The sequence below is a fragment of the Rahnella sp. P4_A8 genome (assembly GCF_056402435.1).
Map to the genome: position 1 here is coordinate 33,388 of NZ_JBFUHK010000016.1, position 25,633 is coordinate 59,020.

Below are 25,633 nucleotides of genomic sequence, written 5' to 3' on the forward strand. Positions count from 1 at the left end.
GAACCAATTTTGTAATGGTTCGTGAAAAAGTTTTGCAAACAGGAGAATTTGTTTTTAATTTCAAAAGACTAAAATTTACGCACTTTAGTCAGAGGATCGTTTTAATTTTTTATAAGATATTGATATTCATCTTATATGCACAAGTGTAGTGCGTTAAATTAATGTTAACGGATCGTAATGGTGCGTGATTTTGCGGGATGAGAAGCCGATCAAATAAATGGTATAAGTTGGCTAATGGTTCGCTATTTCGTTGCTTTACCAAAGAAGGAAAGGGTCGGGCGGGGTATTAAGGAATAATTCGCAAGCCGGAGCGGACACGGGCAGTGGTTTCGTCTGCAAGTTTGTGAGTAATGGTGAAGTTTTCGCAGGGGAGCCAGAGAATTCAGTTCAGCCCCCTCCCCTGCGAAGGGGAGGGTTGGGGTGGGGTATTAATGCAAWATCAGATAGTTAAAGTGTACTTTGACCGGGTGTTAACCCTTAAAACCCCCTCTCAGCCTCCCCCTTCGCAGGGGGAGGAGCTAAAACAATCGTCAGAAATAACAGGCTTATATACCGCTGTTCCCCCGATCATCCCCGGCACAAACCGTGTTTAATACCTATCATCAGAGAGGTGCGAACCCGGTTAGTCGTGACTCTGAGGGTTGAGGGCGCCCAAAGAAATACCCCTGGAACAACGTACAACCTTCTTCTTTCAGACGCCGGAACTGCTCGTCGGTTTCCACACCTTCTGCCGTGGTCTGAATGTCCAGACTGCGGCTCATGCCGGTGATGGCACGGATAATTGCCAGCGCTTCGCGGCTGTCGTGCATGTCGTTAATGAATGACCGGTCTATTTTGATTTTGTCGAACGGGAAAGAGCGCAGATAACTCAGCGACGAATACCCGGTGCCGAAATCGTCCAGCGCAATCCGCACACCCAGCGATTTCAGTTTCCGCAATGTGCTGATATTGCCAAGCGTGTTATCGAGCAATACCGATTCCGTGATTTCCACTTCCAGACGTGACGGATCCAGCCCTGAGGCTTCCAGCGCTGATTCCACCACCGACAGCAGCCCGCTGTTTTTGAACTGAATCGGTGAAAGGTTAACGGCAACCGTCTGACTGCCTTTCCAGCTTGCGGCTTCGCGGCAGGCTTCGTGCAACGCAAATGAGCCAAGACTGTGGATCAGCCCCGTTTCTTCGGCAATCGGAATGAAATCGACCGGCATGATCAGCCCGTTTTCCGGATGATGCCAGCGCATGAGCGCCTCGTAACCCATTACGGCATCGTGACGGGCATCGGTGATCGGCTGGTAGTAAAGACGCAACTGATTACAGGTAATGGCGTCGCGTAAGTCCATTTCGACCACCCGGCGTTTGCGCGCGGCGGCATCCATCTCAAGGCGGAAATCTTCATAACGGTTGCGGCCGTTACGTTTGGCTTCATACAGCGCCATGTCCGCACAACGCAGCAATTGATCGGGGGTGTTTTCCGTCGAACCGGCGAGCGCAATACCGATGCTCAGGCCGACGGATAACGAATGGCCATCGATAATGACTGGCGGACGTACTGATTCAATCAGGCGTTTGGAAATCTGGTGCGCGGCAGAAATGTCTTTCAGCCCCGGCAGCACCACGGCAAATTCGTCACCGCCGATGCGTGCCAGCGTGTCGTCATCGCGCAGCGTCATGCGCAGACGTTTGGCTATCGCGCGCAGCAGTTCGTCACCAACCTGGTGGCCGAGCGCGTCATTGACGTTCTTGAAGTTATCGAGATCCAGACACAGCGTGGCGGTGTGGCTGTGAGTATAGCTGTCGCGCTGCAAGGCTTCACTGAGACGCTGGCTGAACAGAATGCGGTTCGGCAGACTGGTGAGATTGTCGTGATGCGCCATGTGGTGAATACGGGCGTGGGCGGCCTGTTGGTCCGTCACGTCATCAGCAATCATCATCACGTAGCTGGTCTGAGGATCGTGCCCGCGGATCACCGAACTGGTGGTCTGTAACGTCCGGTCGCCAATAGCCGTCAGTAATTGCTGCTCGCTGCGGTGCAGGCCTTCTGCGCGCAAACATTCATCCGATTGCTTATTAATAAAGGTGCTCAGTCCGATGCCCATACAATCCTGCGGGCGCTTACCGAGCATTTTGTCGCGGGGAATCCCCAGCAGACGCTCTGCCTGGCGGTTGACCAGCAGAATTTCGCGCGAGACGGCATTCTCGACAATCACCGAGGACGGGATATTGGCGATCACGGTATTGAGGAAATGTGACAGGGACGAGAGCTGCTCGCTGTTGGATTCGGCCAGTTCTTTGGCCTGCAACAGGGCCTTTTCCGTTTCACGACGCTCCGTGACATCACGGGTGATTTTGGCAAATCCGATGATTTCTCCGGCTTCGCGTAAGGCTTCAATAATAATGTGCGCCCAGAAGCGCGAGCCGTCTTTGCGCTGTCGCCAGCCTTCGGATTCGTAACGGCCAGTGGAACGCGCCGTTTCCAGCCCGCGTTGCGGCCAGCCGTTTTGTCTGTCTTCTTCGGTGTAAAAACAGGAAAAGTGCTTACCGACAACTTCTTCAGGCGTATAACCTTTCGCCCGCTGCGCACCGGCATTCCAGTTCGCAATATGGCCATCGGGAGTCAGCATATAAATCGCATAGTCTTCTACGCGCTGAACCAGCAATCGATAAAGTACATCAGAATCTTCACTCATATTTTTTGCCTGATAGCTGGCCGTCTCTGCACGGGGTCCGTCCAAATCAGAGTCCGGCTAAATAGTGCGCCTGTTCCCGACGCATTTTTGCTGTGATGTGCCCGTGAAACGTTAGCATAAGAAAATTCTTACTTCGCCAAATTTTGCTTCTAACGTGCTTAAATTTAAGCGTATTTAGCAAAAAGATCGGCCTTAAGTGAAATCTGTTATTTGGGTTTTAACTAACGGGAATGTTATCGGCAGGTAAGTTCGGGGCTTTAATAAAAAGGCACATAATGTTCATGCGTTACAAGCAGTTAATCAGCATGTAAAAAAGCCGCAACAATGTGCGGCTGAGTCTTTGGCGCTTAAAGGCACTCAGGATTGAAACAACAATCAGGATAAAGCTGAATCCGCTGTGTTTAACGGATAATTTAAACCGCGTTTAGGGAAAGCTGATGGAGGCGCAGGGCCCGTTAATCACCGAATCCCGCAAAATAAGTTCGGACACAAACTTATTCTGTTGGGATAAATAACCGCCATCGAGCATGGAAATAATCTGACTGATGACTTCACTGACCATATCGCTGACCGGATCTTTCACACTCGACAGTGCCGGAATAAGAAACGGCGCGGTCGGGATATTATCAAACCCGATCACCGAAACCTGTGCGGGTACGGCAATACCGGCTTCGTTCAGTTTTTTCATCGCGCCGATCGCCATTTCATCGTTACTGGCGAGAATTGCGCTGAAAGTCTGACCGGTCATCAGCAGGGTTTCCACGGCGGCAGCACCGCTGGCTGGCGACCATTTTCCCTGCGCAATCAGCGATTCCCTGACCGGCAATCCGGCTGCGGCGAGCGCCTCTTTATAACCCGAAAGACGTTCTATCGCCGTCGGGGAATCCAGGGAACCGGTGATAAACGCAATATTATGGTGACCGTGTTCAATCAGGGTCTGCGTGGCATTAAAACCGGAACCTTTGTGGTCGCAGTAAATACAATGGCTCTGGTGTTTGCGCAATTTACGGTTAACCACCATCACCGGTTTTTTATATTTATCGATGATCTCATCCATTTCATCAACGGATAAAAAGCGCGGATAAATAATAATGCCGTCGCAGCGTAAATCATGCAGAAACTGAATGGCTTCCCGTTCTTCTTCGGCGCTGTGTTTGCCATCGACCAGGATCAACTGACGGCCATTGGCGTCGAGTTTTTTTGCCGCCTGAGAAATTAACTCACTGAAATAATTGCCGTTGTACAGCGTGTTGGTCACCACCAGGCCAATGCACATCGACTTGCTGGTCGCCAGATTGCGCGCCAGTAAATTTGGCCGGTATCCCGCTTCCTCAATGGCTTTAAATACCTGATCTTTGGTTTCCTGGCTCACATAACCTTTACCGGAAAGTACACGGGAAACGGTGGCTTTGGAGACGCCCGCTTTATTAGCCACTTCCTGCATTGTCGACATCAGGGCTTCCTGAAAGTGAAAAATGATGCGTCATTCTACACATTTCAGCCGTTTTACGATGTTTTTGGCATAACAGAACGGCAGTGAGAGATCGTCATCACAAAAATAAAACAACGTTGCATTTTTTTATTGAAGTTACAGATGGAACTGAACATTCTCGTATGAAACCGGTTACCTATCGTTTCACAGCCTTTCATAAAAAAGCATAACGTTCATAAAAAGTGGTTTCACAGGAGCCAGGGCTTCTGAAAAACATTCATAACCCTATGAATCTGAGAGAGTTGTACACATGTCTAAAAATTTTGCAGCAATATCACAATCGATTGTGGATGCCATCGGCGGCGCACAGAACGTTGCGGCAGTGACACACTGCATGACGCGCCTGCGCTTTGTGCTGAATGACGAATCTGTTGTTGATGCCGCCACACTGAAAGCCATTACCGGCGTGATGGGCGTGGTGCGCAACGAAAAACAGTGCCAGGTGATCATCGGTAATAACGTTTCTCAGGCGTACGCTGAAGTGCTGAAACTGCTGCCGGAAGGCTTCTCAGCCAGTGACGACAGCGCTGCACCGGCGAAAAATAAAATCACCCTGAAACGTATCGGCTCCGGCATTCTTGATGCGCTGATCGGCACCATGTCGCCGCTGATCCCGGCCATTATCGGTGGTTCAATGGTGAAACTGCTGGCGATGATCCTGGATATGACCGGCGTGTTCGACAAGGGCGCTTCCACGCTGGTGATCCTCAATACCATCGGCGACGGTGCGTTCTTCTTCCTGCCGGTGATGGTGGCGGCGTCGGCAGCGGTGAAATTTAAAACCAATATGTCGCTGGCGATTGCGATTGCCGGGATCCTTGTCCATCCGGCGTTTATCGATTTAATGGCGAAAGCGGCACAGGGGCAGAAAGTCGAATTTATCGGCATTTCCGTCACGGCGGTGAAATACACCTACACCGTTATTCCGGCGCTGTGCATGACCTGGCTGCTGTCTTACATTGAAAAATGGGTCGATCGCATTACACCGGTTGTCACTAAAAACTTCCTCAAACCGATGCTGATTATGCTGATTGCCGCACCGATCGCCATCATGCTGATTGGTCCGCTGGGCATCTGGATCGGTACCGGGATTTCAGCGGTGGTGTACACCGTTCACAGTTATCTGGGCTGGCTTTCTGTCGCCATTATGGGTGCGGCCTGGCCGCTGCTGGTGATGACCGGCATGCACCGCGTATTCACGCCAACCATTATTCAGACCATCGCAGAAACCGGCAAAGAGGGCATGGTGATGCCGTCCGAAATTGGCGCGAACCTGTCACTGGGCGGTTCTTCACTGGCGGTCGCGTGGCGTACCAAAAACCCGGAACTGCGTCAGACTGCGCTGGCCGCAGCGGCTTCAGCGATTGTCGCCGGGATTTCCGAACCCGCCTTGTACGGCGTGGCGCTGCGGCTGAAACGTCCGCTGATCGCCTGCTTAATCAGCGGCTTTATTTGCGGTGGCGTGGCGGGATTAGGCGGACTCGCCAGCCATTCGATGGCGTCGCCGGGGCTGTTTACCAGCGTGCAGTTCTTCGACCCGTCGAATCCGATGAGCATTGTCTGGGTGGTGGGCGTGATGGTCCTCGCGGTGGTGATCTCCTTCTTCACTACCTTGCTGCTCGGATTTGAAGATATTCCGGTGGAAACCGTGGCGCCAAAAAATACAGTGCCGGAATCAACGGCTTCCGCCGCCTTTGCGGTTTCGCAAAGCGCAGTTAAATAAATTAAAGGAGAGGATTTTACATGTCAGCATCAGCATTTCCTGAAGGTTTTTTATGGGGCGGCGCGATTGCCGCAAACCAGGCCGAAGGCGGCAGTTTCGAAGGAGGCAAAGGGCTGACCACGGTAGATATGATCCCGCATGGCGCGCACCGTCTGGCGGTAAAAACCGGTCAGGAAAAACGTTTCTCCCTGAAAGACGACGAGTTTTATCCGGCGCATCAGGCGATTGATTTCTACCATCGGTACAAAGAAGACATCGCGCTGATGGCAGAAATGGGCTTTACCGTGTTCCGCACCTCGATTGCCTGGAGCCGTCTTTATCCCAATGGTGATGAGCAGGTGCCGAACGCAGAAGGTATCGCGTTTTACCGTGACGTATTTGCGGAATGCAAAAAGTACGGCATCGAACCGCTGGTGACGCTGTGCCATTTTGATGTGCCGATGCATCTGGTCATCGAATACGGCTCGTGGCGTAACCGCAAAATGGTGGAGTTTTTCGCCCGCTATGCGCGTACCTGTTTTGAAGCGTTCGACGGGCTGGTGAAATACTGGCTGACCTTCAACGAAATTAACATCCTGCTGCACAGCCCGTTCTCCGGTGCCGGTTTAGTCTTTGAAGAGGGCGAAAATCAGGAGCAGGTGAAATATCAGGCGGCGCACCATGAGCTGGTGGCCAGTGCTTTAGCGACAAAAATTGCCCATGAAGTGAACCCGGAGAATCAGGTCGGTTGTATGCTGGCTGGCGGAAATTTCTATCCGCAAACCTGTAAACCGGCTGATGTCTGGGCGGCCCTGCAAAAAGACCGCGAGAACCTGTTCTTCATCGATGTGCAGGCGCGTGGCGAATATCCGTCATATACCCGCCGCGTCTTTGCCGAAAAGGGCGTTAACGTCGTGACTGAGCCGGGCGATGACGGCATCCTGAAAAACACCGTCGATTTTGTCTCGTTCAGTTACTACGCGTCGCGTTGTGCGTCAGCAGACATGAACGACAACAACAGCAGCGCGGCGAATATTGTTAAATCGCTGAAAAATCCGTACATCGAGGCCAGCGAATGGGGCTGGGGCATCGATCCGCTCGGTCTGCGCATCACCATGAACATGATGTACGACCGCTATCAGAAGCCGTTATTCCTGGTCGAAAACGGCCTCGGCGCGAAAGATGAAATCAACGCGCAGGGCGAAATCAATGACGATTACCGCATCAGCTATCTGCGTGAGCACATCCGCGCGATGGGTGAAGCGATCACCGATGGCGTTCCGCTGATCGGCTACACCTCATGGGGGTGTATCGATCTTGTCTCCGCCTCGACCGGTGAAATGAGCAAGCGCTACGGCTTCGTTTATGTCGACCGCGACGATGCAGGTAATGGCACGCTGGAAAGAAAGAGAAAGAAATCGTTCTGGTGGTACAAGAAAGTGATTGCCAGTAACGGGGGGGATCTGGGCTAATGCCGTAACGGGGAATATCCGCAGACCGGGTATTCCCCGTTACCGGAAGGTATTAATTAATCATTTCATTTACTGAAGTTATTTTCGTCATTATTTATTATAGTTTTAACGTTATTATTTCCTGTAACAAACATGCAATATAATTATCCCATTGCATCCACTCTGCTATTCTTTTTCTCCTTCTCCATTAATTCTATTTTAATTTCACCCTCTGTCACGCGGGGAAATTTGCCTGTTGGCTCAGCAAATTAGGTAAAAAGAGTGTGATCTTAATTGCAGAACCTGAGCATGCAAATTGCAGCTATTGTTCGCAGGTAATAAAAAGCAGCGAATAATATGAGTTAATGCATTTTAACATCAGGAGTGATGAATGAAAAAGCAATGGAGCAGGGAACAGGCGGCTGCGTGGAGTGAGCAACAGGGCTGGATTTGCGGATTTAATTATCTGCCGCGCACGGCGGTTAACTGGACCGAACTGTGGCAGCGTGAAACTTTTGATGCGCCGGTGATTGATCAGGAACTCGGCTGGGCACAGGAAGCGGGTTATAACCAGTTGCGTATCAATCTGCCGTTTATCGTCTGGCAGGCCGATCGCGACGGTTTGCTGGCGCGCATCGATCAGTTTCTCAGTATTGCCCGTCGTCATGACATCAGGGTCATGCTCACGCTGATGGACGATTGCGGATTCTCCGGCGACGAGCCGTTCCTCGGGCCGCAAAAAGCACCGGAACCGGGCAAACATAACAGTCAGGCGGCTGCCAGTCCGGGGCGGGATGTGGTCTGCAACCGCGATATGTGGCCGGAGGTGGAGATTTATGTGCGCGACATCATCCGTCATTTCCGCACCGACGACCGTATTGCCATCTGGGATTTGTACAACGAACCGGGTAACCGTGGCACGTTCGCCACCGGACTGGAAGAAACGATGTATGACGAAAAACTGGAAGGGTTTGCGCTGGAACTGATGCATAAGGCATTTGTCTGGGCGCGCGGGGAAGATCCCGTCCAGCCGCTGACCGTCGGTGCCTGGCATTGTTCACAGGATCCGGACCAGCCGGAAAGCGAGTTTTTCACCCATCCTATTGATGTGGCGGCGGCTGAACTTTCTGACGTCATCAGTTTTCACGCGTATGTCGCGACGCCGAAACTTTTACAGACACTGCGTTTCTGGCAGAAATTCAACCGCCCGATGTTATGTACCGAATGGCTGGCGCGCCATGTCGGCAGCGTGTTTGAGGAGCAACTGCCGCTGTTCAGCGCGTTCAATGCGGGCTGTTATCAGTGGGGATTAGTGCGCGGTAAAACCCAGACCACGCTGCCGTGGCCCTCAGTGCGCAAGGGCAATCACGATTATGCCCATTTATGGTTTCACGATGTGCTCGACGAATACGGCATTCCGTTCCGTCGCGCCGAAATGGATCTGGTCCGCCGTTTAACGCGCATTAAAAGTACAGGTTGATTATTCAGGTTTTGACATGCTGAATTATTATGCTGCTGAAACAGCATTATGTTTCCATGTTACAGGCCGAAATTTGAAAGAAAAGGCGTCCGTTGGCATCCGGGAAACTGCGTGCTGACGGACTTTTTTTTACTTCATTAAGTTGTTCATATTTTTTCGTGATGAATTCCCCTAAAAATTTAAGTTTTGTCAAAAACGGGCGATAAAAGAGAAGTACCGAATGGGTGACTGACAAACCCTGTCAGTGAGTTATGGATAATCACCACATCACCTCACTGTAGCTTTAGGATTAAACGATGGCGCGTCGCGTAAAATGCCGCTCGGCGGAGCGGCTGGTTGATATATTAACGGAGCTACACCTGAATGGCGTTGTTAAACGCAATTCGCTGATGGAGAAATTCTCAATCACTGAACGGACGGTCTATCGTGATTTGAATGCACTGTCGACGGTCATTGAGCACTGTGGCGAAGGTGAATACCGGCTTTCATCCGCCCTGCAATCGACACAAACGGAAAATTTGCATCATTCGCTGGCAAAATTTTTGCAGGCTGACAGTTACTTCCCCGAACGTGGAAGTGATTTTTGGCAGTATCTCGATGCCCGATTGAACGAAAAACATATCAGCATTCAGAATGCCAGCCCTGAACATACGTTAAAGGCCGATCTTCGTCGTCATTTCCCGGCCATCGAGAAAGCCATCAGACAGCGGAATCTCTGTAAACTGACCTATAAAGGTAAAGACCGGGAACTCCACCCGTACCGGCTTATCAATCAGCACAATATCTGGTATTTACAGGCGACAGATAAAGGGAAGCTGAAATCTTTTTCACTGAGTCAGATCGAGTGGCTGGATATTAAAAAAGAAACCTTTATTCCCGATATTACGGTAATGGCTTTACTGGAAAGCAGTCAGGATCCCTGGATTAGCCGGGAAGGCTTTGACGTGAAACTTCATGTGAAAGGACGCCATGCTCATTATTTCAAAAGACGTGACTTACTGCCTGAACAGAAAATGCTTCAGGATGACGGAAATGGTGTTGTCGTGAGTTGCCGGGCTGCGCATGAAAATCAAATATTACCGCTGATACTTTTCTGGTTGCCTGAGATAGAAATTCTTGAACCTTTCTGGCTCAGGGATGCGCTTTTCCGTTTATTAAAAGGCTACCTGTCCTCAGCTGAAAAATCCTTACTGCCCGCAGAGGCAAAATAATTTAAATAACAATGGAGATGTATTATGGCAATTCCTCTAATCATTTTAGGTGCCGCAGCAATTGCAACTGCCGTCGGCGGTAAAAAAGCGTACAAAGGCTATCAGGACAAATCTGAAGCCAATGAGATCCTTGAGGGGGCTAAAAATCGCTATGACAGTCGCAAGAAAGCCTTCGATATCGTCAATGATGACGCTTCCCGCAAACTTGAACGCCTGGGTAAAAAAGAATTAAGAATTGGCGAGGAATTCCGCGAGTTTGACACCATAGCTAAAGAACTTTTGGCAAAAATGGAGCAAGACGGCCATACCCAGTTGCGTCTGGAAATACCACAGCATCGTTTAAACAAGATTGAGAAGCTGGCTATTTCGGCGACCGAATATCTCGGAACTGTTGTGGGGGCCGGAACATCAGGTGCAGCGGCCGGATTCGCTGTTTACAGTGGTGTCGTGGCGTTTGCGGCGGCCTCCACCGGCACACCTATCGCAGCACTCTCAGGTGCAGCAGCCTATAATGCCACGATGGCTGCCATTGGCGGAGGCTCGCTGGCGGCAGGCGGTTGGGGTATGGCCGGTGGGGCGATGGTATTGGGCGGCGCGGTGGTTGCACCCATCCTGATGATCGCCGGCTGGGCTTATGCGGCACATGCGGAGAAAGCACTGGAAAATGCACAGGATGTCGCCCGTCAGGTGAGATCTGCCGTAGATAAAATGAATCTGGCCGAGTCGCATCTTAAAGTGGTGAATAAATATGTTGATTCTATTTATACTTCCTTGTCTCAGCTTCACACCCTTTTTGCGACCTATTTCACCCCGCTGAAAGAAATGCATCAGAAAATTCTCGAGCGTCGTAATAACAATATTCAGGATGCTATTGAAGACTCTGAAGAATGTCTGCGTATGATTGAGAATGGTTACATGCTGGCGGCTATTATGACCGATGTCATTACCACGCCGTTATTTAAACCAGTGACCAATGAAAAAAATGAAGCTGTTATTGAGAACGGTGTCGTGCAATTGCAGACCGATACGGATGGGATCAACGTGCTGAATAAACACGCACTGGATAAGGCGTTGGCTAAATCCGAAGTGGATAGCGCGAAATATACCTTAAAAGCTTAAAACTGACCGGGCCTGCGTGCCCGGTATTTTTCAGAGTGGCTATTTATACAACAGGTGGCATTATCCTATGGCGACGCAGGAAATAGATTGGGGAAAGGAATTACATGAGACTGTGGTGAAAAGTCTCGCAACATCATTTGGCCTTGATTTTCTGCTGCTTAAAGATCAGGACGGCGGTGATGTTAATACGATTCAAAATGTCCGAAAGGGGATTTACGCTACTGAAGAAGAACGCACGCGGTATGAAAACCGTGCAGCCTATGATCCTGATGTCTACCATCAACATGCAAACTATAAAAAAAACAACGCCAGCGTCAGTGCGCAGCGCAAAGCCGGGACATTAACGGACAGCTACACGGGCGAAACGCTAAAGCCCAATGACAAGGTGCATCTTGACCATATTATTGCCGCCAACGAAATTCATCATGATGCGGGTCGGATCTTGTCAGAACTGAACGGAGCCGATCTGGCCAATGATGACAGCAATCTGACGCCGACCGGAGCAACGCTAAACACCTCTAAAAAAGCACTGCCGATGTCGGATTTCGTGGAAAAATTGCAAAAGGAATATCAGGTTAATCAGCAGGAAATCGCGACCTTAAAAAGTCAGCCGGTGCTGACGGAGAAACAGCAGAAGCGCCTGCAAAGTCTGGAAAACAAGTCTAAAGCAGATTTTGAACGGATGCAGAAAGCAGATGAAAAAGCACGGGGGCGTTATGAATCAGAAGTCAACCTCAGCTATTACACCAGCAGCAAATTTGCCCTGAATGTCGCCAGTGCGTCGTTATCAACCGGATTGCGGATGGGAAGCCGTCAGATGCTGGGGCTTATCCTCGCAGAGGTCTGGTTTGAAGTTCACGAACGCATCCCTTCCCTCTATGCCCGCCAGCGTAAACGCTTTGATGCCAGAGAATTCCTGGGTGATATCGGTGAAACATTGGTCGCCGCATGGGAACGGGTAAAAGCAAAATTTCGTGATTTTCTCACGGCCTTTAAAGACGGCGTATTGGGTGGCGTGCTGTCGGCTATCACCACGACGTTGTTTAACATTGTTTTCACTACGAAAAAGATGCTGGTCAGATTGATCCGCGAGATGTGGAATAATCTGGTTCAGGCATTCAAAATCATGGTGTTCAATCCGGATAATCTGCCGCCAGGCCAGCAGGCCAAAGCGGCGAGTCGCGTGATAGCCGCGGGAATTGCCGTCGTAACGGGTGCGCTGATTAATGAATATCTGGCGAGCGTATTTCTGTTCCCGTTCGGCCCTGAACTTGCTGCATTTTGCAGCGCACTGGCGACGGGGATCCTCACGCTGACCATGAATTATTTTCTGGAAAGCAGTGCTCTGATGCAAAAACTATGGGCATTCCTCGACAGATTCAAGGATAAATATCAGAAAGCGGTAGACTATTTCCAGAATGTGAATGCGGAGCTTGATCGTTATATTCTGGAATTAACCCGGATTGAGTTTGCTATGGATGCGGATGAACTTGCCGCATTTACCGGACATTTAGGGTTGATCAATGATGAAATTTGCCGCGGATTGCTGCTGAAAGCAGAGGCGGAGAAACGCAATATCAGCCTGCCTTTTGAGGCCGGAAATGCACAATCCACCCGAAGCTGGCTGAGTTCTTTATGAGTCTGACGCCATCTTTTCCCTGTAATCAGTGCGGTGCCTGTTGCCGCCATGTTCATCGGGCAGAGGAAACGCGCTATCTCGATCGCGGTGACGGTGCCTGCCGTCACTACGATGATACCCGCCGCCAATGTAAGGTTTATGACCAGCGCCCGCTGATATGTCAGGTCGAAAAACAGTTTTTACTGAATTATCAGCAGCAATATAGCTGGCCTGAATTTATAGAACTCAACCAGATAGCCTGCCGCGTACTTGAGACGTTGTAATCATCAATACGCGCGGGGACAGGCTACCTGCACCGGTATTTCATCTCCGGCACACTTCTTGCTTAACCTGATCAACCTCTGTCTGATATCAGGTTCCTCTATGTCCCTTTCTGCCCTTAGTTTCGTACTGGCATCGAAAAAAAGTGAAATCATCTGCCTGCAACAACTGCTGGAGATGGGCAAGCTGGTCGGCGCGGTCAGCCAGCTGATCCATGTGCTGCAACGTGAGCGGGGCACGGCGAACATCTATTTATGTTCGCACGGCGAACTGTGGGCGGAACAACTGAGTGAGCGGGCGTTACAGGTCCAGATGGCGGAACAGGCGGTGGACCAGCAGTTGCTTGCGCGGGATCTTAACGGACAGAGCATGGGCAATGCGCCGCGTCTGTTCAGCCGTATCGCTGCCGTCTTACACAGCCTCAGCACATTGCCGGTGCTGCGCCGTCAGGTGCGGGCGCTGGATATCAGCCAGCCGGAAGCCATGCGTCAGTACAGCGAGGTTATCCGCACGCACCTGGCGCTGGTATTTGAAGCCGCCGATATTTCGGGTGACCCGTCCATTTCACGGGCGTTACTGGCGATGTTTAGCTTTATGCAGGGTAAGGAACTGGCCGGGCAGGAGCGTGCATCAGGCGCTGCAGGGTTTGCCGCGCGGCACTTCGATGACGTGACGCATCAGTTGCTTTTAGATCTGATCGAAGGTCAGGAGCGGTGTTTTCAAACCTTCAGGGAATTTGCCGATGTCCGCTGTCTGGCGCTGTGGCAACAACAACTGAGCGCCGACAGCAGCGAGTTCGAGCGCCTGCGCAGGATTGCCTGCACCCGAACCACCCCGGCAGATGACGGCCCGGATGCTGCGCTGCGCTGGTTTGAGGTGACCACCGTGCGTATTGACGGCATGAAAGTGGTGGAAGATTTACTGGAAGACATTCTGATGGAGTGCTGCCGTGAGCGGATCCGCGAAGCGCAGGCGTCGCTTGCCCTTCAGCAGCAAGATATCGGAGAAATGCCGCAGCAGGAGTCGCATTATTCGGCGCTGATGCCGCCGCAGCTCAGCCGTTGCGTACTGGAGCTGGTCGAGCAGCAATCCCGTCAGTTACAGGCGCTCGATGCCGAACTGGCCGGGCTTCGCGCCACGCTGGCTGAGCGAAAACTGGTGGAACGCGCCAAAGGGTTGCTCATGCAACACCACGGCCTGACCGAACCGCAGGCGCATAAAACTCTGCGTGATATGGCGATGAACCAGAACAAGAAGCTGTCGGAGATTGCCGAAGCGATGCTTGCGGTATCGGCTGTATTAGGGAAGAAAGGCGACTAATCCCTAAGGAGTATCTGCACTGTCCGTGTGCCATTGTGATGTGCACTGCGTGCTGTGGCGGTGCACCAGGCGGTCAGGCGAGTGCGGGAAATGCGCTAACCGGCTGATTTTATTGCGATGCACGAAGTTGGCATACAAGCTGCATTGTTTTACAACATAAGGACTAAACCAATGGCGGTTTAGTCAGGATTACGGATAAAGGCGTCCGTCAGCGTTCAGGAAACTGAGCGCTGACAGGACGCTTTTTTTTTGCTCATTTTTCAACATTACAGGAAGCCGCAATGACGCAAGACGATAAAAAAACTCCGGGGCAATTCTCCCGCCGCCGCTTTATTGCCGGCAGTGCGGTGCTGGGCGGCAGCATGATGATGCCGGGCTTTATGAACAGCGTCTGGGCGGCCGGTTCAGATGCGCCCGAGAAAAAAGAAATCCGCGTCGGGTTTATTCCGCTGACCGATTGTTCGTCCGTGGTGATGGCGGCAGTGAAAAAGTTTGATGAGAAGTACGGCATCAAAATTATCCCCAGCAAGGAATCAAGCTGGGCGTCGGTACGCGACAAACTGGTGTCCGGTGAACTCGATGCCGCGCATGTGCTTTACGGGCTGGTGTATGGCCTGCAACTGGGTGTGTCCGGCCCGCAGCATGACATGGCGATGTTGATGTCGCTCAACAATAACGGGCAGGCGATCACGCTTTCAAATCAGCTGAAACAGGCCGGTGTCACCGATGCGGCTTCGCTGAAAAAAATGGTCGATGCCAGCGCCAAAGGCACCTACACCTTTGCGCAGACATTCCCCACCGGCACGCATGCCATGTGGCTGTATTACTGGCTGGCGAACGCCGGTATTCACCCGTTTAACGATGTGCGCAACGTGGTCGTACCGCCGCCGCAAATGGTGGTGAACATGAAGATCGGCAACATGAGCGGTTACTGCGTCGGTGAACCCTGGAACCAGCGCGCCATACAGGACGATATCGGTTTCACCGCCGCCACGTCACAGGAGATCTGGCCGGATCATCCGGAAAAAATTCTCGGAACGACGTCAGCCTGGGTCGCGGCCAATCCGAATGCCGCCCGTGCGCTGACCGCTGCCGTGCTTGATGCCTCACGCTGGATTGACACCTCCGATGCCAACCGTACCGAAACCGCGCAGGTCGTCGCCGCACGCGCCTACATCAATACGCCGGTGGCAACGATTCAGGGGCGGATGCTCGGTGATTACGAAAACGGACTGGGCAAAAAGTGGAAAGACGCCCACAGCATGCGCTTCTTCAACGACGGCGCAGTCAACTACCCGTATCTCTCCGACGGCATGTGGTTCCTGACCCAGCACAAACGCTGGGGATTGCTGGACAAAGATCCGGACTATCTGGCGGTCGCCAAAAAAATCAACCGCATTGACGTCTACAAACAGGCGGCGACGGCGGTCGGCGGCATCAACCTGCCGTCCGGGGATATGCGCAGCAGCACGCTGATGGACGGGAAAGTCTGGGACGGCAGTAATCCTGCTGAATACGCCAACAGTTTTGCCATGAAACGCTAAGTGAGGTCGCCGATGTCCATGAATTCAAAACCTAATGTTATCGCGCTGACCGAGCCGGTGAGTGCAGAAATTGTACCGATCGCCCCGGTAACGCAGAACGCCGCGCTGCCGGTCCGCGCCGCCAAAACGGCTTATCTCGCCCGGTTGCGCGTGGTGATGCACCGCGTGTTGCAAAAAGCCATTCCGGCATTGCTGGGCGCCATCGTCGTGATCGCACTGTGGCAGATTGCCGCGCTCAGCAGTAAAGGGTTTCCGACGCCGCTGAAAACCTGGGAAGCGGCCAAAGTGATTTTCGCCGATCCGTTTTACATCGCCGGACCGAACGACATGGGCATTGGCTGGAACGTACTGGCATCGCTCAAACGTGTGGCGATGGGCTTCGGGCTGGCGGCACTGATCGGCATTCCTGCCGGATTCCTGATCGGGCGTTTCAGTTTTATCGCCAGCATGCTCAATCCGATCATTTCATTGCTGCGGCCGGTCAGTCCGCTGGCGTGGTTACCCATCGGTTTACTGCTGTTCCAGCGCGCGGAACCCGCCTCGGCGTGGACCATTTTTATCTGCTCGATCTGGCCGATGATCCTCAATACGGCTGAGGGCGTAATGCGTATTCCGCAGGACTATCTCAACGTCGCGCGGGTGCTGAAACTCAGCGAATTCACTGTAATGCGTAAGATCCTGTTTCCGGCGGTACTGCCTTACATCCTCACCGGTGTGCGTCTGTCGATTGGTATCGCCTGGCTGGTGATTGTTGCCGCCGAAATGCTCACCGGCGGTGTCGGGATTGGTTTCTGGATCTGGAACGAATGGAACAACCTCAACGTGGAAAACATCATTATCGCCATCCTGCTGATTGGCGTGGTGGGCATGGTGCTGGAGCAGGGGCTGATGGCCATTGCCCGCCGATTCAGTTACGACAACCGTTAGGAGCCTGAGATGAAAAACGACAAAGCCATTATCCGCGTGCAGAACGTCAGCCAGAGTTTCCCGACCGCGAAAGGGCAGTTTCTGGCGCTCGACAACGTCAGCTTTGATATTGCGCAGGGCGAAACGGTCAGCCTGATTGGTCATTCAGGTTGCGGAAAATCCACCTTACTGAATCTGATTGCCGGGCTGAGTCGCCCGACGGAAGGCGTGTTGCTGTGTGATAACCAGGAAATCACCGGCCCCGGCCCGGAACGCGGCGTGGTGTTTCAGAACCATTCACTGCTGCCGTGGCTGACCACTTTTGAGAACGTGGCGCTGGCGGTGAATCAGGTATTTAAAGGGGTGATGAGTAAAAGTGAAATGCGTGACTGGATTTCGCACAACCTCGATCTGGTGCACATGGGGCATGCGGCTGACAAACGTCCGGGTGAGATTTCCGGCGGTATGAAACAGCGGGTGGGTATCGCCCGTGCGCTGGCGATGAAACCGAAAGTGTTGCTGATGGATGAACCTTTCGGCGCGCTCGATGCGTTAACCCGTGCACATTTGCAGGATGCGGTGATGGAGATTCAGTCGCGCCTGAAAACCACGATTTTGCTGATCACACACGACGTGGACGAAGCGGTATTGCTTTCAGATCGCGTAATGATGATGACCAACGGCCCGGCAGCGAAAGTCGGCGACGTGCTGCAGGTAGAACTGGCGCGCCCGCGCTCACGGCTGGCGCTGGCGAACGATCACCAGTTCCACCAGTACCGTCAGCAGGTGCTGCAGTTCCTGTATGAAAAACACCGGTCAGTTGCCTGATTCAGCAGGCGGGATAAGCGCAATGGATAAACCCACCCTGATAGTGATTGGTAACGGAATGGCGGGCGTGCGGCTGGTGGAACGGCTGTGCGAGCGTGCGCCGGAGCGTTACCGCATTGTGATCATCGGCGAAGAAAAACAGCCTGCGTATAACCGCATTCTGCTCACGCCGGTGCTCGCCGGTGAAAAACAGTTTGATGACATCGTGACTCATGATGCGCAGTGGTACAAACGTCACAACGTCACGTTTATCGCCGGTGCGGCGGCAACAGAAATTGACCGCACTGCCCGCAGGGTGCGGGCTGGCGGGCAGATGTTTGACTATCACCATCTGGTGCTCGCCACCGGTTCGCGGCCTTTTATGCTGCCGGTGCCGGGCGCACAACTGCGCGGTATTCACGGTTTCCGTCAGCAGCAGGATGTGGAAAACATCCTCAGCGGAGATTACGCCGGACAACCGGTCGTGGTGGTGGGCGGCGGTGTATTAGGCGTGGAAGCCGCTGCCGCACTGGCGCTGCGGGGCATGCAGGTCAGCCTGTTGCATCGCGGCAACCATCTGATGGACAGCCAGCTCGATGAACATAGTGCAGAACTGCTTCGCGCCAGCCTCGCCACGCGCGGCATTACGACCCTTTTACAGGCGCAGACCGTGGCCTATGCCGGTGACCCCGCCGGGAATGTACGGGCGGTGAGGCTCAGCGACGGGCGTGAAATTCCCGCGCAACGCGTGGTGGTAGCCGCCGGTGTCCGGCCCGAGATTGCCCTGGCGCAGTCCGCCGGACTGGACTGTGATCGCGGCATTCTGGTCAGCGACACGCTGCAAACCTCCGACCCGGCTATTTCGGCCATCGGCGAATGTTGTCAGCAGGGGGAACTGACCGCCGGTCTGGTCGCGCCGTGCTGGCAACAGGCTGAGGCGCTGGCGGCCCGTCTGGCCGGTGCACCAGTGGTTTCTCCGGTGATGCACAGGGTGCCGCTGCGCCTGAAAGTGACCGGCATTGACGTGTTCTGTGCCGGTGAACTGCACGGCGACGACGGCGCACAAATTCACACGGTATCTGACCCGGTTGACGGTCATTACCGCCGCCTGTTGCTGCGTGATAACCGGCTCACCGGCGTGTTGCTGTGGGGTGATATCAGCGACGGACCGGAATATTTCGCCCGCATCAGCCATCCCGCCAACTGCCAGACGCCATTGAGCATATTCAGCCCCGGCGATGAACCGGCCATTAAATCAGAACAGTTACCCGCCGAGGTAACGAGGAGCACTGCAATGTCGAAACCCGTATTAGTCATGGCCGGACACGGCATGGTTGGCCACCATTTTCTGCAACAACTGGTCGAGCGTGAACTGCATCTGCAATATCAGGTAATTGTGTTTGCAGAAGAAAAATCACCGGCCTACGACCGGGTGCATTTGTCCGAGTTTTTCTCCGGTCGCAGCGCGGAGTCGCTGTCGGTCGTAGAAGAGGGTTTCTTTGCGTCGACCGGCATTGAACTGCGCCTCGGGCACAGCATCGGTCATATCGATACCCGTCACCGTTTTGTGGTCGATCATCAGGGGCGGCAGACGGCTTACGATTTGCTGGTGCTGGCGACCGGTTCTTATCCGTTTGTCCCGCCAATTCCGGGCAACGATGCGCCGGGCTGCCTGGTTTACCGCACGCTGGACGATCTGGCGGCGATTCAGGCCTGCGCTGCCACCGGCAAAACCGGTGTGGTGGTGGGGGGCGGTTTGCTGGGGCTGGAAGCCGCAAACGCGCTGAAACATCTCGGGCTGCAAACGCATGTGGTGGAATTCGCTCCACGGCTGATGGGCGTTCAGCTTGATGAAGGCGGTGCGGCGATGCTGCGCCGTAAAATTGAAGCGCTGGATGTGCAGGTCCATACCGGCAAAGAAACCCGCGCTATCGTGGCCGGAGAAGCCAGTCGTTATCGCATGGAGTTTGCCGACGGCGGTCATCTCGAGACCGATCTGGTGCTGTTCTCCGCCGGTATCCGTCCGCGGGATCAGCTGGCAAAAGAGTGCGGGCTGGAGGTCGGGCCGCGTGGCGGTATCGTGATTAACGATCAGTGTCGTACCTCTGATCCGGCCATTTTTGCTATCGGTGAATGTGCCTTGTGGAACGGGCAGATTTTCGGTCTGGTCGCCCCCGGCTATCAGATGGCGCGCACGCTGGCCGATACGGTTTCCGGCAGCGAGGTGGCGTTTAAAGGCGCGGACATGAGCACCAAACTGAAACTGCTGGGCGTAGAAGTGGCCTCAGTCGGCGATGCACATGGCCGCACGCCGGGCAGTCAGAGTTATAGCTGGGTCGACGGTCCGGCGGAAGTGTACAAAAAAATCGTGGTCTCGCAGGACGGCAAACGCCTGCTCGGCGCGGTGCTGGTCGGCGACAGCAACGAATACAGCACGCTTTTGCAGATGATGCTTAACGATATGCCGCTGCCCGCCAGTCCGGAAAACCTGATCCTGCCCGCCAGCGCCGGTGCAGCGCCACAAACGCTGGGCGTCGCGGCATTGCCGGACGGTGCGCAAATCTGTTCCTGCCATAACGTCAGCAAATCAGATATCTGTGACGCGGTGAAGGGCGGTTGCGGCGATATGGCGGCGGTCAAAGCCTGCACTAAGGCGGCGACAGGCTGCGGCGGCTGTGCAGCGCTGACCAAACAGGTGATGGAATTCGCACTCACCGAAATGGGCGTTGAAGTGAAAAAAGACGTGTGCGAGCACTTTGCTTATTCCCGTCAGGAAATTTATCACCTGGTGCGCATGGGCAATATCCGCAGCTTTGCCGAACTGATTCAGAAACACGGTCACGGCAGCGGCTGTGAAATCTGCAAGCCGCTGGCGGGATCCATTCTGGCATCCTGCTGGAACGATTACCTGCTCAAACCGCAGCATTTGCCGTTGCAGGACACCAACGATCGTTATTTCGCCAATATTCAAAAAGACGGTACCTATTCCGTGGTGCCGCGCATTCCGGCCGGTGAAATCACGCCTGACGGGCTGATCGCCATCGGTCTGGTCGCCAAACGCTACAACCTCTACACCAAAATTACCGGCGGGCAGCGGGTGGATTTATTCGGCGCCCGCCTCGAACACCTGCCGGAAATCTGGCAGCAACTGGTGGACGCCGGTTTTGAAACCGGTCACGCCTACGGCAAATCGCTGCGCACGGTGAAATCCTGTGTCGGCTCAAGCTGGTGCCGCTACGGTGTACAGGATTCCACCGGCCTGGCGCTGCAACTGGAGAACCGCTACAAGGGGCTGCGCTCCCCGCACAAAATCAAAATGGCGGTCTCGGGTTGTACCCGTGAATGCGCCGAAGCACAAAGCAAAGACGTGGGCGTGATTGCCACCGAAAAGGGCTGGAACCTGTACGTGTGCGGCAACGGCGGCATGAAACCGCGCCACGCTGATTTACTGGCGCAGGACATGAGCACGGAAGATCTGATCCGCACCGTAGACCGCTTTCTGATGTTTTACATCCGTACCGCTGACCGCCTGCAACGTACCAGCACCTGGATGGATAATCTCGAGGGCGGCATGGATTACCTGCGTCAGGTGGTGCTGGAAGACAGTCTGCACATCGGCGCAGAACTGGAAAGTGAGATGAACGCGGTGGTCGGCACGTACCAGTGCGAATGGCAAACCACGCTGGCAGATCCGGACCGGCTGGCGCTGTTCCGTCCGTTCGTCAACAGCAGCGAGCCGGATGAAGCGGTGGTGATGGTGACGGAGCGACAGCAGGTTCGCCCCGCGACGTCGCAGGAACGCGCCGGTCTTTCCTTCAGCGCCGTTTCTCAGCCGGTGATGGCGGTGCAGGGCTGGGTGGAGCTGTGCGATCTCAGCGCCATTCCGGCCAATGCCGGTATGGCGGCGCGGCTGGCTAACCGGCAGATTGCGCTGTTCCATTTGCCGGAGCATCCGCAGCAGGTTTTCGCGCTGAGTAACCATGAGCCGGACAGCGATGCCAATGTGCTGGCACGCGGGCTGGTGGGCGATGTGAAAGGCGAGCCGGTGGTGATTTCGCCGCTGTACAAACAGCGTTTCCGTTTACACGACGGGCGCAGCGTGGACGACGCGCAACTGGCGCTGAGCGTCTGGCCGGTGAAAGTCGAAAATGGCCGTGTCTGGGTGCAGGAACAGCCGGGGGTGAAAACCGCTGAAACCATTGCGACGGTCAGCGTATGAAAAGACCTCCGGCAACAGCACCGGCGCTGACCACCTGCGCTTACTGCGGCGTGGGATGTGGCGTCAGCATGGAACCGCAGACCGGGGGTTTCAGCGCCAGTGGTGATAAAACGCATCCGGCTAATCACGGACGACTGTGCGTAAAAGGCAGCGCGCTGGGAGAAACGCTGGGGTTGCAGGGGCGGTTGTTACAGCCGGAAATCGACCGCCAGCCGGTAAGCTGGACGCGGGCGCTTGATACGGTCGCGCAGCGGTTACAGGCGGTGATCGACGAACAGGGTCCGCAGGCTGTGGCGTTTTACGGTTCCGGCCAGTTGCTGACTGAAGATTATTATGTCGCCAATAAACTGATGAAAGGCTTTATCGGCGCGGGAAATATGGATACCAATTCGCGGCTGTGCATGGCCTCTGCCGTGGTGGGTTACAAACGCGCGTTCGGGGCCGACGCGGTGCCGTGCAGTTATCAGGATCTGGAACGGGCCGACTGCGTCTTGCTGACCGGTTCGAATACGGCATGGGCACATCCGGTGGTGTATCAGCGGCTGGCGCAGGCCAAAAAGGACCGGCCGGAGATGCGCATTATTGTTATCGATCCGCGCCAGACCGCCACCTGTGATATCGCCGATTTGCACCTGGCGTTACGCCCCGGCAGTGATGCGGCGCTGTTCTGCGGTGCGCTGAACGCGATGGCGGAGAGCGGAAAACTCGACACCGCTTTCCTGCAACGCCATACACAGGGTGCTGAAGACGCATTGCGGGCGGCACGGGACTGGACAGTGGCGCGTACCGCCGCGTATTGCGGATTGCCTGTGGATCAGTTGCTGGCGTTTTATCAGATGTTGGGCGACAGCCAGCGGCTGGTGACGCTGTATTCGATGGGGATCAATCAGTCCGGTTCCGGCGTGGATAAATGCAACGCCATTATTAACCTGCATCTGGCGACCGGCCATATCGGGCGCGAGGGGTGCGGACCGTTTTCAATCACCGGTCAGCCGAACGCGATGGGCGGACGGGAAGTCGGCGGACTGGCGAATCAGCTGGCGTCGCACATGGGCTTTACGCCGGAAGATATCAGCCGCGTGGGGCGGTTCTGGCAGAGTGACAACGTCACACAATCAGCCGGGCTGAACGCCGTGGAGTTGTTCCGCGCGGTGGAAGAAGGCCGGATAAAAGCGGTGTGGATCATGGGCACCAATCCGCTGGTGTCGCTGCCGGATGCCGACCGGGTACGGGCCGGACTGGCGCGCTGCCCGCTGGTGATCGTCTCCGACATTATACGCGACACCGATACCACCCGTGCCGCGCATATCTGCCTGCCCGCGCTGGGCTGGGGCGAGAAAAACGGTACCGTGACCAATTCTGAACGTTGTATTTCACGCCAGCGGGCGTTTCTGCCTGCACCGGGTGAGGCGAAACCGGACTGGTGGATCCTCAGTCAGGTCGCGCAGCGTTTAGGGTTTGCAGAGGCATTTTCGTATCAGCATCCGGCAGAGATTTTCCGCGAACATGCTGCGCTTTCCGGTTTTGAAAATCACGGTTCGCGGGCGTTTGATATCAGCGGGCTGGCGCAGCTTTCGGATGAGGAGTGGGACACCCTGCAGCCTGTGCAGTGGCCGGTGAATGCCGCCAATCCGCAGGGCACGGCGCGGCTGTTTACGGATAACCGGTTCTTTCACCCTGACGGCAAAGCGAAACTGATCGCCATCACGCCAAGGCTGCCGGTAAATTCGCCGAATGCGGCGTATCCGCTGATCATGAATACCGGCAGGGTCCGCGACCAGTGGCACACGATGACGCGCACCGGTAAGTCAGCGCGTCTGATGCAGCACATCAGCGAGCCGTTTTGTCAGTTTCATCCCGATGACGGGCCGCAGATCCAGCCCGGTGATCTGGTACGCGTTGCCTCCTCGCACGGCTGGTTGTTGCTGCGCGCCCAACCCGACAATCTGCAACCGCGCGGCAGCGTGTTTGTGCCGATGCACTGGAACAGCCGGTTCAGCCAGCAGGCGCGGGTCGATGCACTGATTGAAGCGCATGTTGATCCGCTGTCGGGACAGCCGGAAAGCAAACATATGCCGGTCAGCCTGAGCCGCTGGCCTGCCGCGTGGCAGGCCGAACTGTTTGTGCGTGGTGAAAATATTACGCCACCGGTGACCACTTACTGGAGCCTGATCACCCAGCCGGGTGTGACCCACTTTACGCTGGCCGACTCTTCGCTACCGGCAGACTGGATGGCGTGGCTGAAGGAATCTTACGCCACGGACAACCTGCTCTGCCAGACCGCGCAACTGGGCGATGACGGTTTCAGCCTGCTGGCCTGGTCTGACGGCGCGTTACAACTGGCGTTCTATGCCCGCCGCAGGCCGCCGTCACCCGACCGGCAGGCGGTGCTGGCGGCATTCACCACACCGCCGCACACGGCGCAACAGCGTCTGGCGTTGCTGGCAGGCCGTGCAGACCGTGATAAAGCGCCCGCCGGTGCCATCATTTGTAGCTGTTATTCCGTGGGGGAAATCCCGATCACTGAAGCCGTCCACCAGGGATGTCACAGCGTGCAACAGCTTGGCGAAAAACTCAAATGCGGCACAAATTGCGGCTCATGCATTCCTGAACTCAAAAAAATCATTGCCGGTCAGCTCGCCACGCTGACGGCGGGAGACAGCCAATGAACAACATTCCCGAAAGAACATTACAGATGCAGCAGATCGCGCAAATTCTGGCGGGTGCCAACCGGCGTAATCCGGTGTGTCGCGGTGAAGTCTGGCTGGTCGGCGCGGGGCCGGGGGATGTCGAGCTGCTGACCCTGAAAGCGCTGCGCGTGATCCAGCAGGCGGATGTGGTGGTGTTTGACCGGCTGGTGTCTGAGCCGGTGATGGCGCTGATCCCGGACGAGGCGCTGCGCATTGATGCCGGTAAATCGACGCGCAATCACACGCTGGGACAGGAAGAAATTAATCAGTTGCTGGTCAGTCTGGCGCTGGCCGGGCATCGCGTGGTGCGCCTCAAAGGGGGGGATCCGTTTGTGTTCGGTCGCGGCGGCGAGGAGATGGCACATTGCCAGCAGCACGGCGTAATGTGCCACATCGTGCCCGGCATCACAGCGGCGATGGGGTGTGCGGCATCCACGGGTATTCCGCTGACCCACCGCAGTCTGGCGCAGTCAGTGCGGTTTGTGACAGGTCACGGGGCACAGGGGGAGCCGGATGTTGACTGGCGGGCGCTGGCCGAAGCGCGTCAGACGCTGGTGTTTTATATGGGCATTGCCAACAGCGAAACCATCAGCCACCAGCTGATGGCGCATGGCTTACCGGGGACGACCCCGGTGGCAGTCATTGAGCGCGGCACCCGGCCGGAACAGCGGGTGCTGACCGGCAGGCTGGAGACACTGGCAGACATGATCCTTACCGGACAGGTGCAAACGCCTGCGCTGCTGATTGTCGGTGAGGTGGTGGGGATGTACCGGGGAGAGGGACAACGTCAAGACCGTGGGTTGCCACTCACACCGGCCCAAAGGGTTTTAACCGAACCTCTTTGCAATCCTGCGTTTTTTTAACTGCGCGCTAACGCTGGCTGGCTATGCTTCAGTTACCGCAGTGACAGGCTGGAAATCTTGCCGCTGCGCGGTGCCTTCTCCCGGTCCTGGAGCCTTGGGTCTCCAGGCCGCTCCGTTCAGCAAGATTTCTGAATCGGCAGCACGCACAACTCCCCCGCACGATCATCCGAAAAGCTTATGCTTAATTGATCCATCTATATCCTTTTTTGTTAGTGGCATCGACCTCATTCCTTATGCAATTC

Annotated in this window: 16 protein-coding genes; 14 read left to right on the forward strand and 2 right to left on the reverse strand. The window is 54.8% G+C overall.

Features of this window, described 5'->3' with window-relative positions:
* Positions 1 to 602: 602 nt before the first annotated feature.
* Both AC1DUO_RS10995 and AC1DUO_RS11000 read right to left on the reverse strand, forming a co-directional pair.
* A complete protein-coding gene (locus AC1DUO_RS10995; RefSeq protein ID WP_013575708.1) occupies positions 603 to 2,687 on the reverse strand; it encodes a putative bifunctional diguanylate cyclase/phosphodiesterase in 2,085 nt (694 codons plus the stop codon).
* A 424-nt stretch (positions 2,688 to 3,111) separates the two neighbouring features.
* A complete protein-coding gene (locus AC1DUO_RS11000) occupies positions 3,112 to 4,140 on the reverse strand; it encodes a LacI family DNA-binding transcriptional regulator (RefSeq protein ID WP_013575707.1) in 1,029 nt (342 codons plus the stop codon).
* Between the two features lie 289 nt (positions 4,141 to 4,429).
* On the opposite strand from AC1DUO_RS11000, the gene ascF reads away from it, so the two are divergent.
* The 14 genes from ascF to cobA all read left to right on the forward strand — a co-directional run bounded on the left by ascF (position 4,430) and on the right by cobA (position 25,391).
* Positions 4,430 to 5,902, forward strand: a complete 1,473-nt coding sequence (ascF, locus tag AC1DUO_RS11005; protein WP_119261704.1) for a PTS cellobiose/arbutin/salicin transporter subunit IIBC — start codon at positions 4,430 to 4,432, stop codon at positions 5,900 to 5,902.
* A gap of 20 nt (positions 5,903 to 5,922) precedes the next feature.
* Positions 5,923 to 7,353, forward strand: coding sequence for a 6-phospho-beta-glucosidase (locus tag AC1DUO_RS11010; RefSeq protein WP_126124188.1), 1,431 nt, complete (start codon positions 5,923 to 5,925; stop codon positions 7,351 to 7,353).
* A gap of 370 nt (positions 7,354 to 7,723) precedes the next feature.
* On the forward strand, positions 7,724 to 8,812 hold the full coding sequence (locus tag AC1DUO_RS11015; protein WP_112198693.1) for a glycoside hydrolase 5 family protein: 1,089 nt from the start codon (positions 7,724 to 7,726) through the stop codon (positions 8,810 to 8,812).
* Between the two features lie 296 nt (positions 8,813 to 9,108).
* Complete coding sequence (locus AC1DUO_RS11020) at positions 9,109 to 10,023, forward strand: helix-turn-helix transcriptional regulator (RefSeq protein WP_013575703.1); 915 nt, start codon at positions 9,109 to 9,111, stop codon at positions 10,021 to 10,023.
* Positions 10,024 to 10,047: 24 nt separating this feature from the next.
* Positions 10,048 to 11,142, forward strand: a complete 1,095-nt coding sequence (locus AC1DUO_RS11025) for a hypothetical protein (RefSeq protein ID WP_013575702.1) — start codon at positions 10,048 to 10,050, stop codon at positions 11,140 to 11,142.
* A 67-nt stretch (positions 11,143 to 11,209) separates the two neighbouring features.
* Positions 11,210 to 12,781 (forward strand): cobalamin adenosyltransferase, encoded by a 1,572-nt coding sequence (locus tag AC1DUO_RS11030; RefSeq protein WP_119261702.1) that lies wholly within the window; start codon positions 11,210 to 11,212, stop codon positions 12,779 to 12,781.
* Complete coding sequence (locus AC1DUO_RS11035) at positions 12,778 to 13,044, forward strand: YkgJ family cysteine cluster protein (RefSeq protein WP_013575700.1); 267 nt, start codon at positions 12,778 to 12,780, stop codon at positions 13,042 to 13,044. The genes AC1DUO_RS11030 and AC1DUO_RS11035 overlap by 4 nt, the downstream gene beginning before the upstream one ends.
* Positions 13,045 to 13,144: 100 nt before the next feature.
* Complete coding sequence (locus tag AC1DUO_RS11040) at positions 13,145 to 14,362, forward strand: nitrate regulatory protein (RefSeq protein WP_013575699.1); 1,218 nt, start codon at positions 13,145 to 13,147, stop codon at positions 14,360 to 14,362.
* A gap of 281 nt (positions 14,363 to 14,643) precedes the next feature.
* Entirely contained in the window at positions 14,644 to 15,906 is a 1,263-nt protein-coding gene (locus AC1DUO_RS11045; RefSeq protein WP_112152399.1) for a CmpA/NrtA family ABC transporter substrate-binding protein, read from the forward strand.
* Positions 15,907 to 15,918: 12 nt separating this feature from the next.
* Positions 15,919 to 16,833 (forward strand): nitrate ABC transporter permease, encoded by a 915-nt coding sequence (ntrB, locus tag AC1DUO_RS11050; RefSeq protein ID WP_112152400.1) that lies wholly within the window; start codon positions 15,919 to 15,921, stop codon positions 16,831 to 16,833.
* A gap of 9 nt (positions 16,834 to 16,842) precedes the next feature.
* Positions 16,843 to 17,640, forward strand: a complete 798-nt coding sequence (locus tag AC1DUO_RS11055; protein WP_119261701.1) for an ABC transporter ATP-binding protein — start codon at positions 16,843 to 16,845, stop codon at positions 17,638 to 17,640.
* Between the two features lie 22 nt (positions 17,641 to 17,662).
* A complete protein-coding gene (nirB, locus tag AC1DUO_RS11060; protein ID WP_477987351.1) occupies positions 17,663 to 21,838 on the forward strand; it encodes a nitrite reductase large subunit NirB in 4,176 nt (1,391 codons plus the stop codon).
* Complete coding sequence (locus AC1DUO_RS11065; protein ID WP_119261700.1) at positions 21,835 to 24,507, forward strand: nitrate reductase; 2,673 nt, start codon at positions 21,835 to 21,837, stop codon at positions 24,505 to 24,507. The genes nirB and AC1DUO_RS11065 overlap by 4 nt, the downstream gene beginning before the upstream one ends.
* Before the next feature lie 26 nt (positions 24,508 to 24,533).
* Positions 24,534 to 25,391: a uroporphyrinogen-III C-methyltransferase gene (cobA, locus tag AC1DUO_RS11070; protein ID WP_370461765.1), complete on the forward strand. Its 858-nt coding sequence runs from the start codon at positions 24,534 to 24,536 to the stop codon at positions 25,389 to 25,391.
* Positions 25,392 to 25,633: the final 242 nt, after the last annotated feature.

What these genes read in the sequence shown, in the direction of transcription:
- AC1DUO_RS10995 (WP_013575708.1), bottom strand. Translation starts at nt 2,687, where the DNA reads ATGAGTGAAGATTCTGATGTACTTTATCGATTGCTGGTTCAGCGCGTA.
- AC1DUO_RS11000 (WP_013575707.1), bottom strand. Translation starts at nt 4,140, where the DNA reads ATGTCGACAATGCAGGAAGTGGCTAATAAAGCGGGCGTCTCCAAAGCC.
- ascF (WP_119261704.1), top strand. Translation starts at nt 4,430, where the DNA reads ATGTCTAAAAATTTTGCAGCAATATCACAATCGATTGTGGATGCCATC.
- AC1DUO_RS11010 (WP_126124188.1), top strand. Translation starts at nt 5,923, where the DNA reads ATGTCAGCATCAGCATTTCCTGAAGGTTTTTTATGGGGCGGCGCGATT.
- AC1DUO_RS11015 (WP_112198693.1), top strand. Translation starts at nt 7,724, where the DNA reads ATGAAAAAGCAATGGAGCAGGGAACAGGCGGCTGCGTGGAGTGAGCAA.
- AC1DUO_RS11020 (WP_013575703.1), top strand. Translation starts at nt 9,109, where the DNA reads ATGGCGCGTCGCGTAAAATGCCGCTCGGCGGAGCGGCTGGTTGATATA.
- AC1DUO_RS11025 (WP_013575702.1), top strand. Translation starts at nt 10,048, where the DNA reads ATGGCAATTCCTCTAATCATTTTAGGTGCCGCAGCAATTGCAACTGCC.
- AC1DUO_RS11030 (WP_119261702.1), top strand. Translation starts at nt 11,210, where the DNA reads ATGGCGACGCAGGAAATAGATTGGGGAAAGGAATTACATGAGACTGTG.
- AC1DUO_RS11035 (WP_013575700.1), top strand. Translation starts at nt 12,778, where the DNA reads ATGAGTCTGACGCCATCTTTTCCCTGTAATCAGTGCGGTGCCTGTTGC.
- AC1DUO_RS11040 (WP_013575699.1), top strand. Translation starts at nt 13,145, where the DNA reads ATGTCCCTTTCTGCCCTTAGTTTCGTACTGGCATCGAAAAAAAGTGAA.
- AC1DUO_RS11045 (WP_112152399.1), top strand. Translation starts at nt 14,644, where the DNA reads ATGACGCAAGACGATAAAAAAACTCCGGGGCAATTCTCCCGCCGCCGC.
- ntrB (WP_112152400.1), top strand. Translation starts at nt 15,919, where the DNA reads ATGTCCATGAATTCAAAACCTAATGTTATCGCGCTGACCGAGCCGGTG.
- AC1DUO_RS11055 (WP_119261701.1), top strand. Translation starts at nt 16,843, where the DNA reads ATGAAAAACGACAAAGCCATTATCCGCGTGCAGAACGTCAGCCAGAGT.
- nirB (WP_477987351.1), top strand. Translation starts at nt 17,663, where the DNA reads ATGGATAAACCCACCCTGATAGTGATTGGTAACGGAATGGCGGGCGTG.
- AC1DUO_RS11065 (WP_119261700.1), top strand. Translation starts at nt 21,835, where the DNA reads ATGAAAAGACCTCCGGCAACAGCACCGGCGCTGACCACCTGCGCTTAC.
- cobA (WP_370461765.1), top strand. Translation starts at nt 24,534, where the DNA reads ATGCAGCAGATCGCGCAAATTCTGGCGGGTGCCAACCGGCGTAATCCG.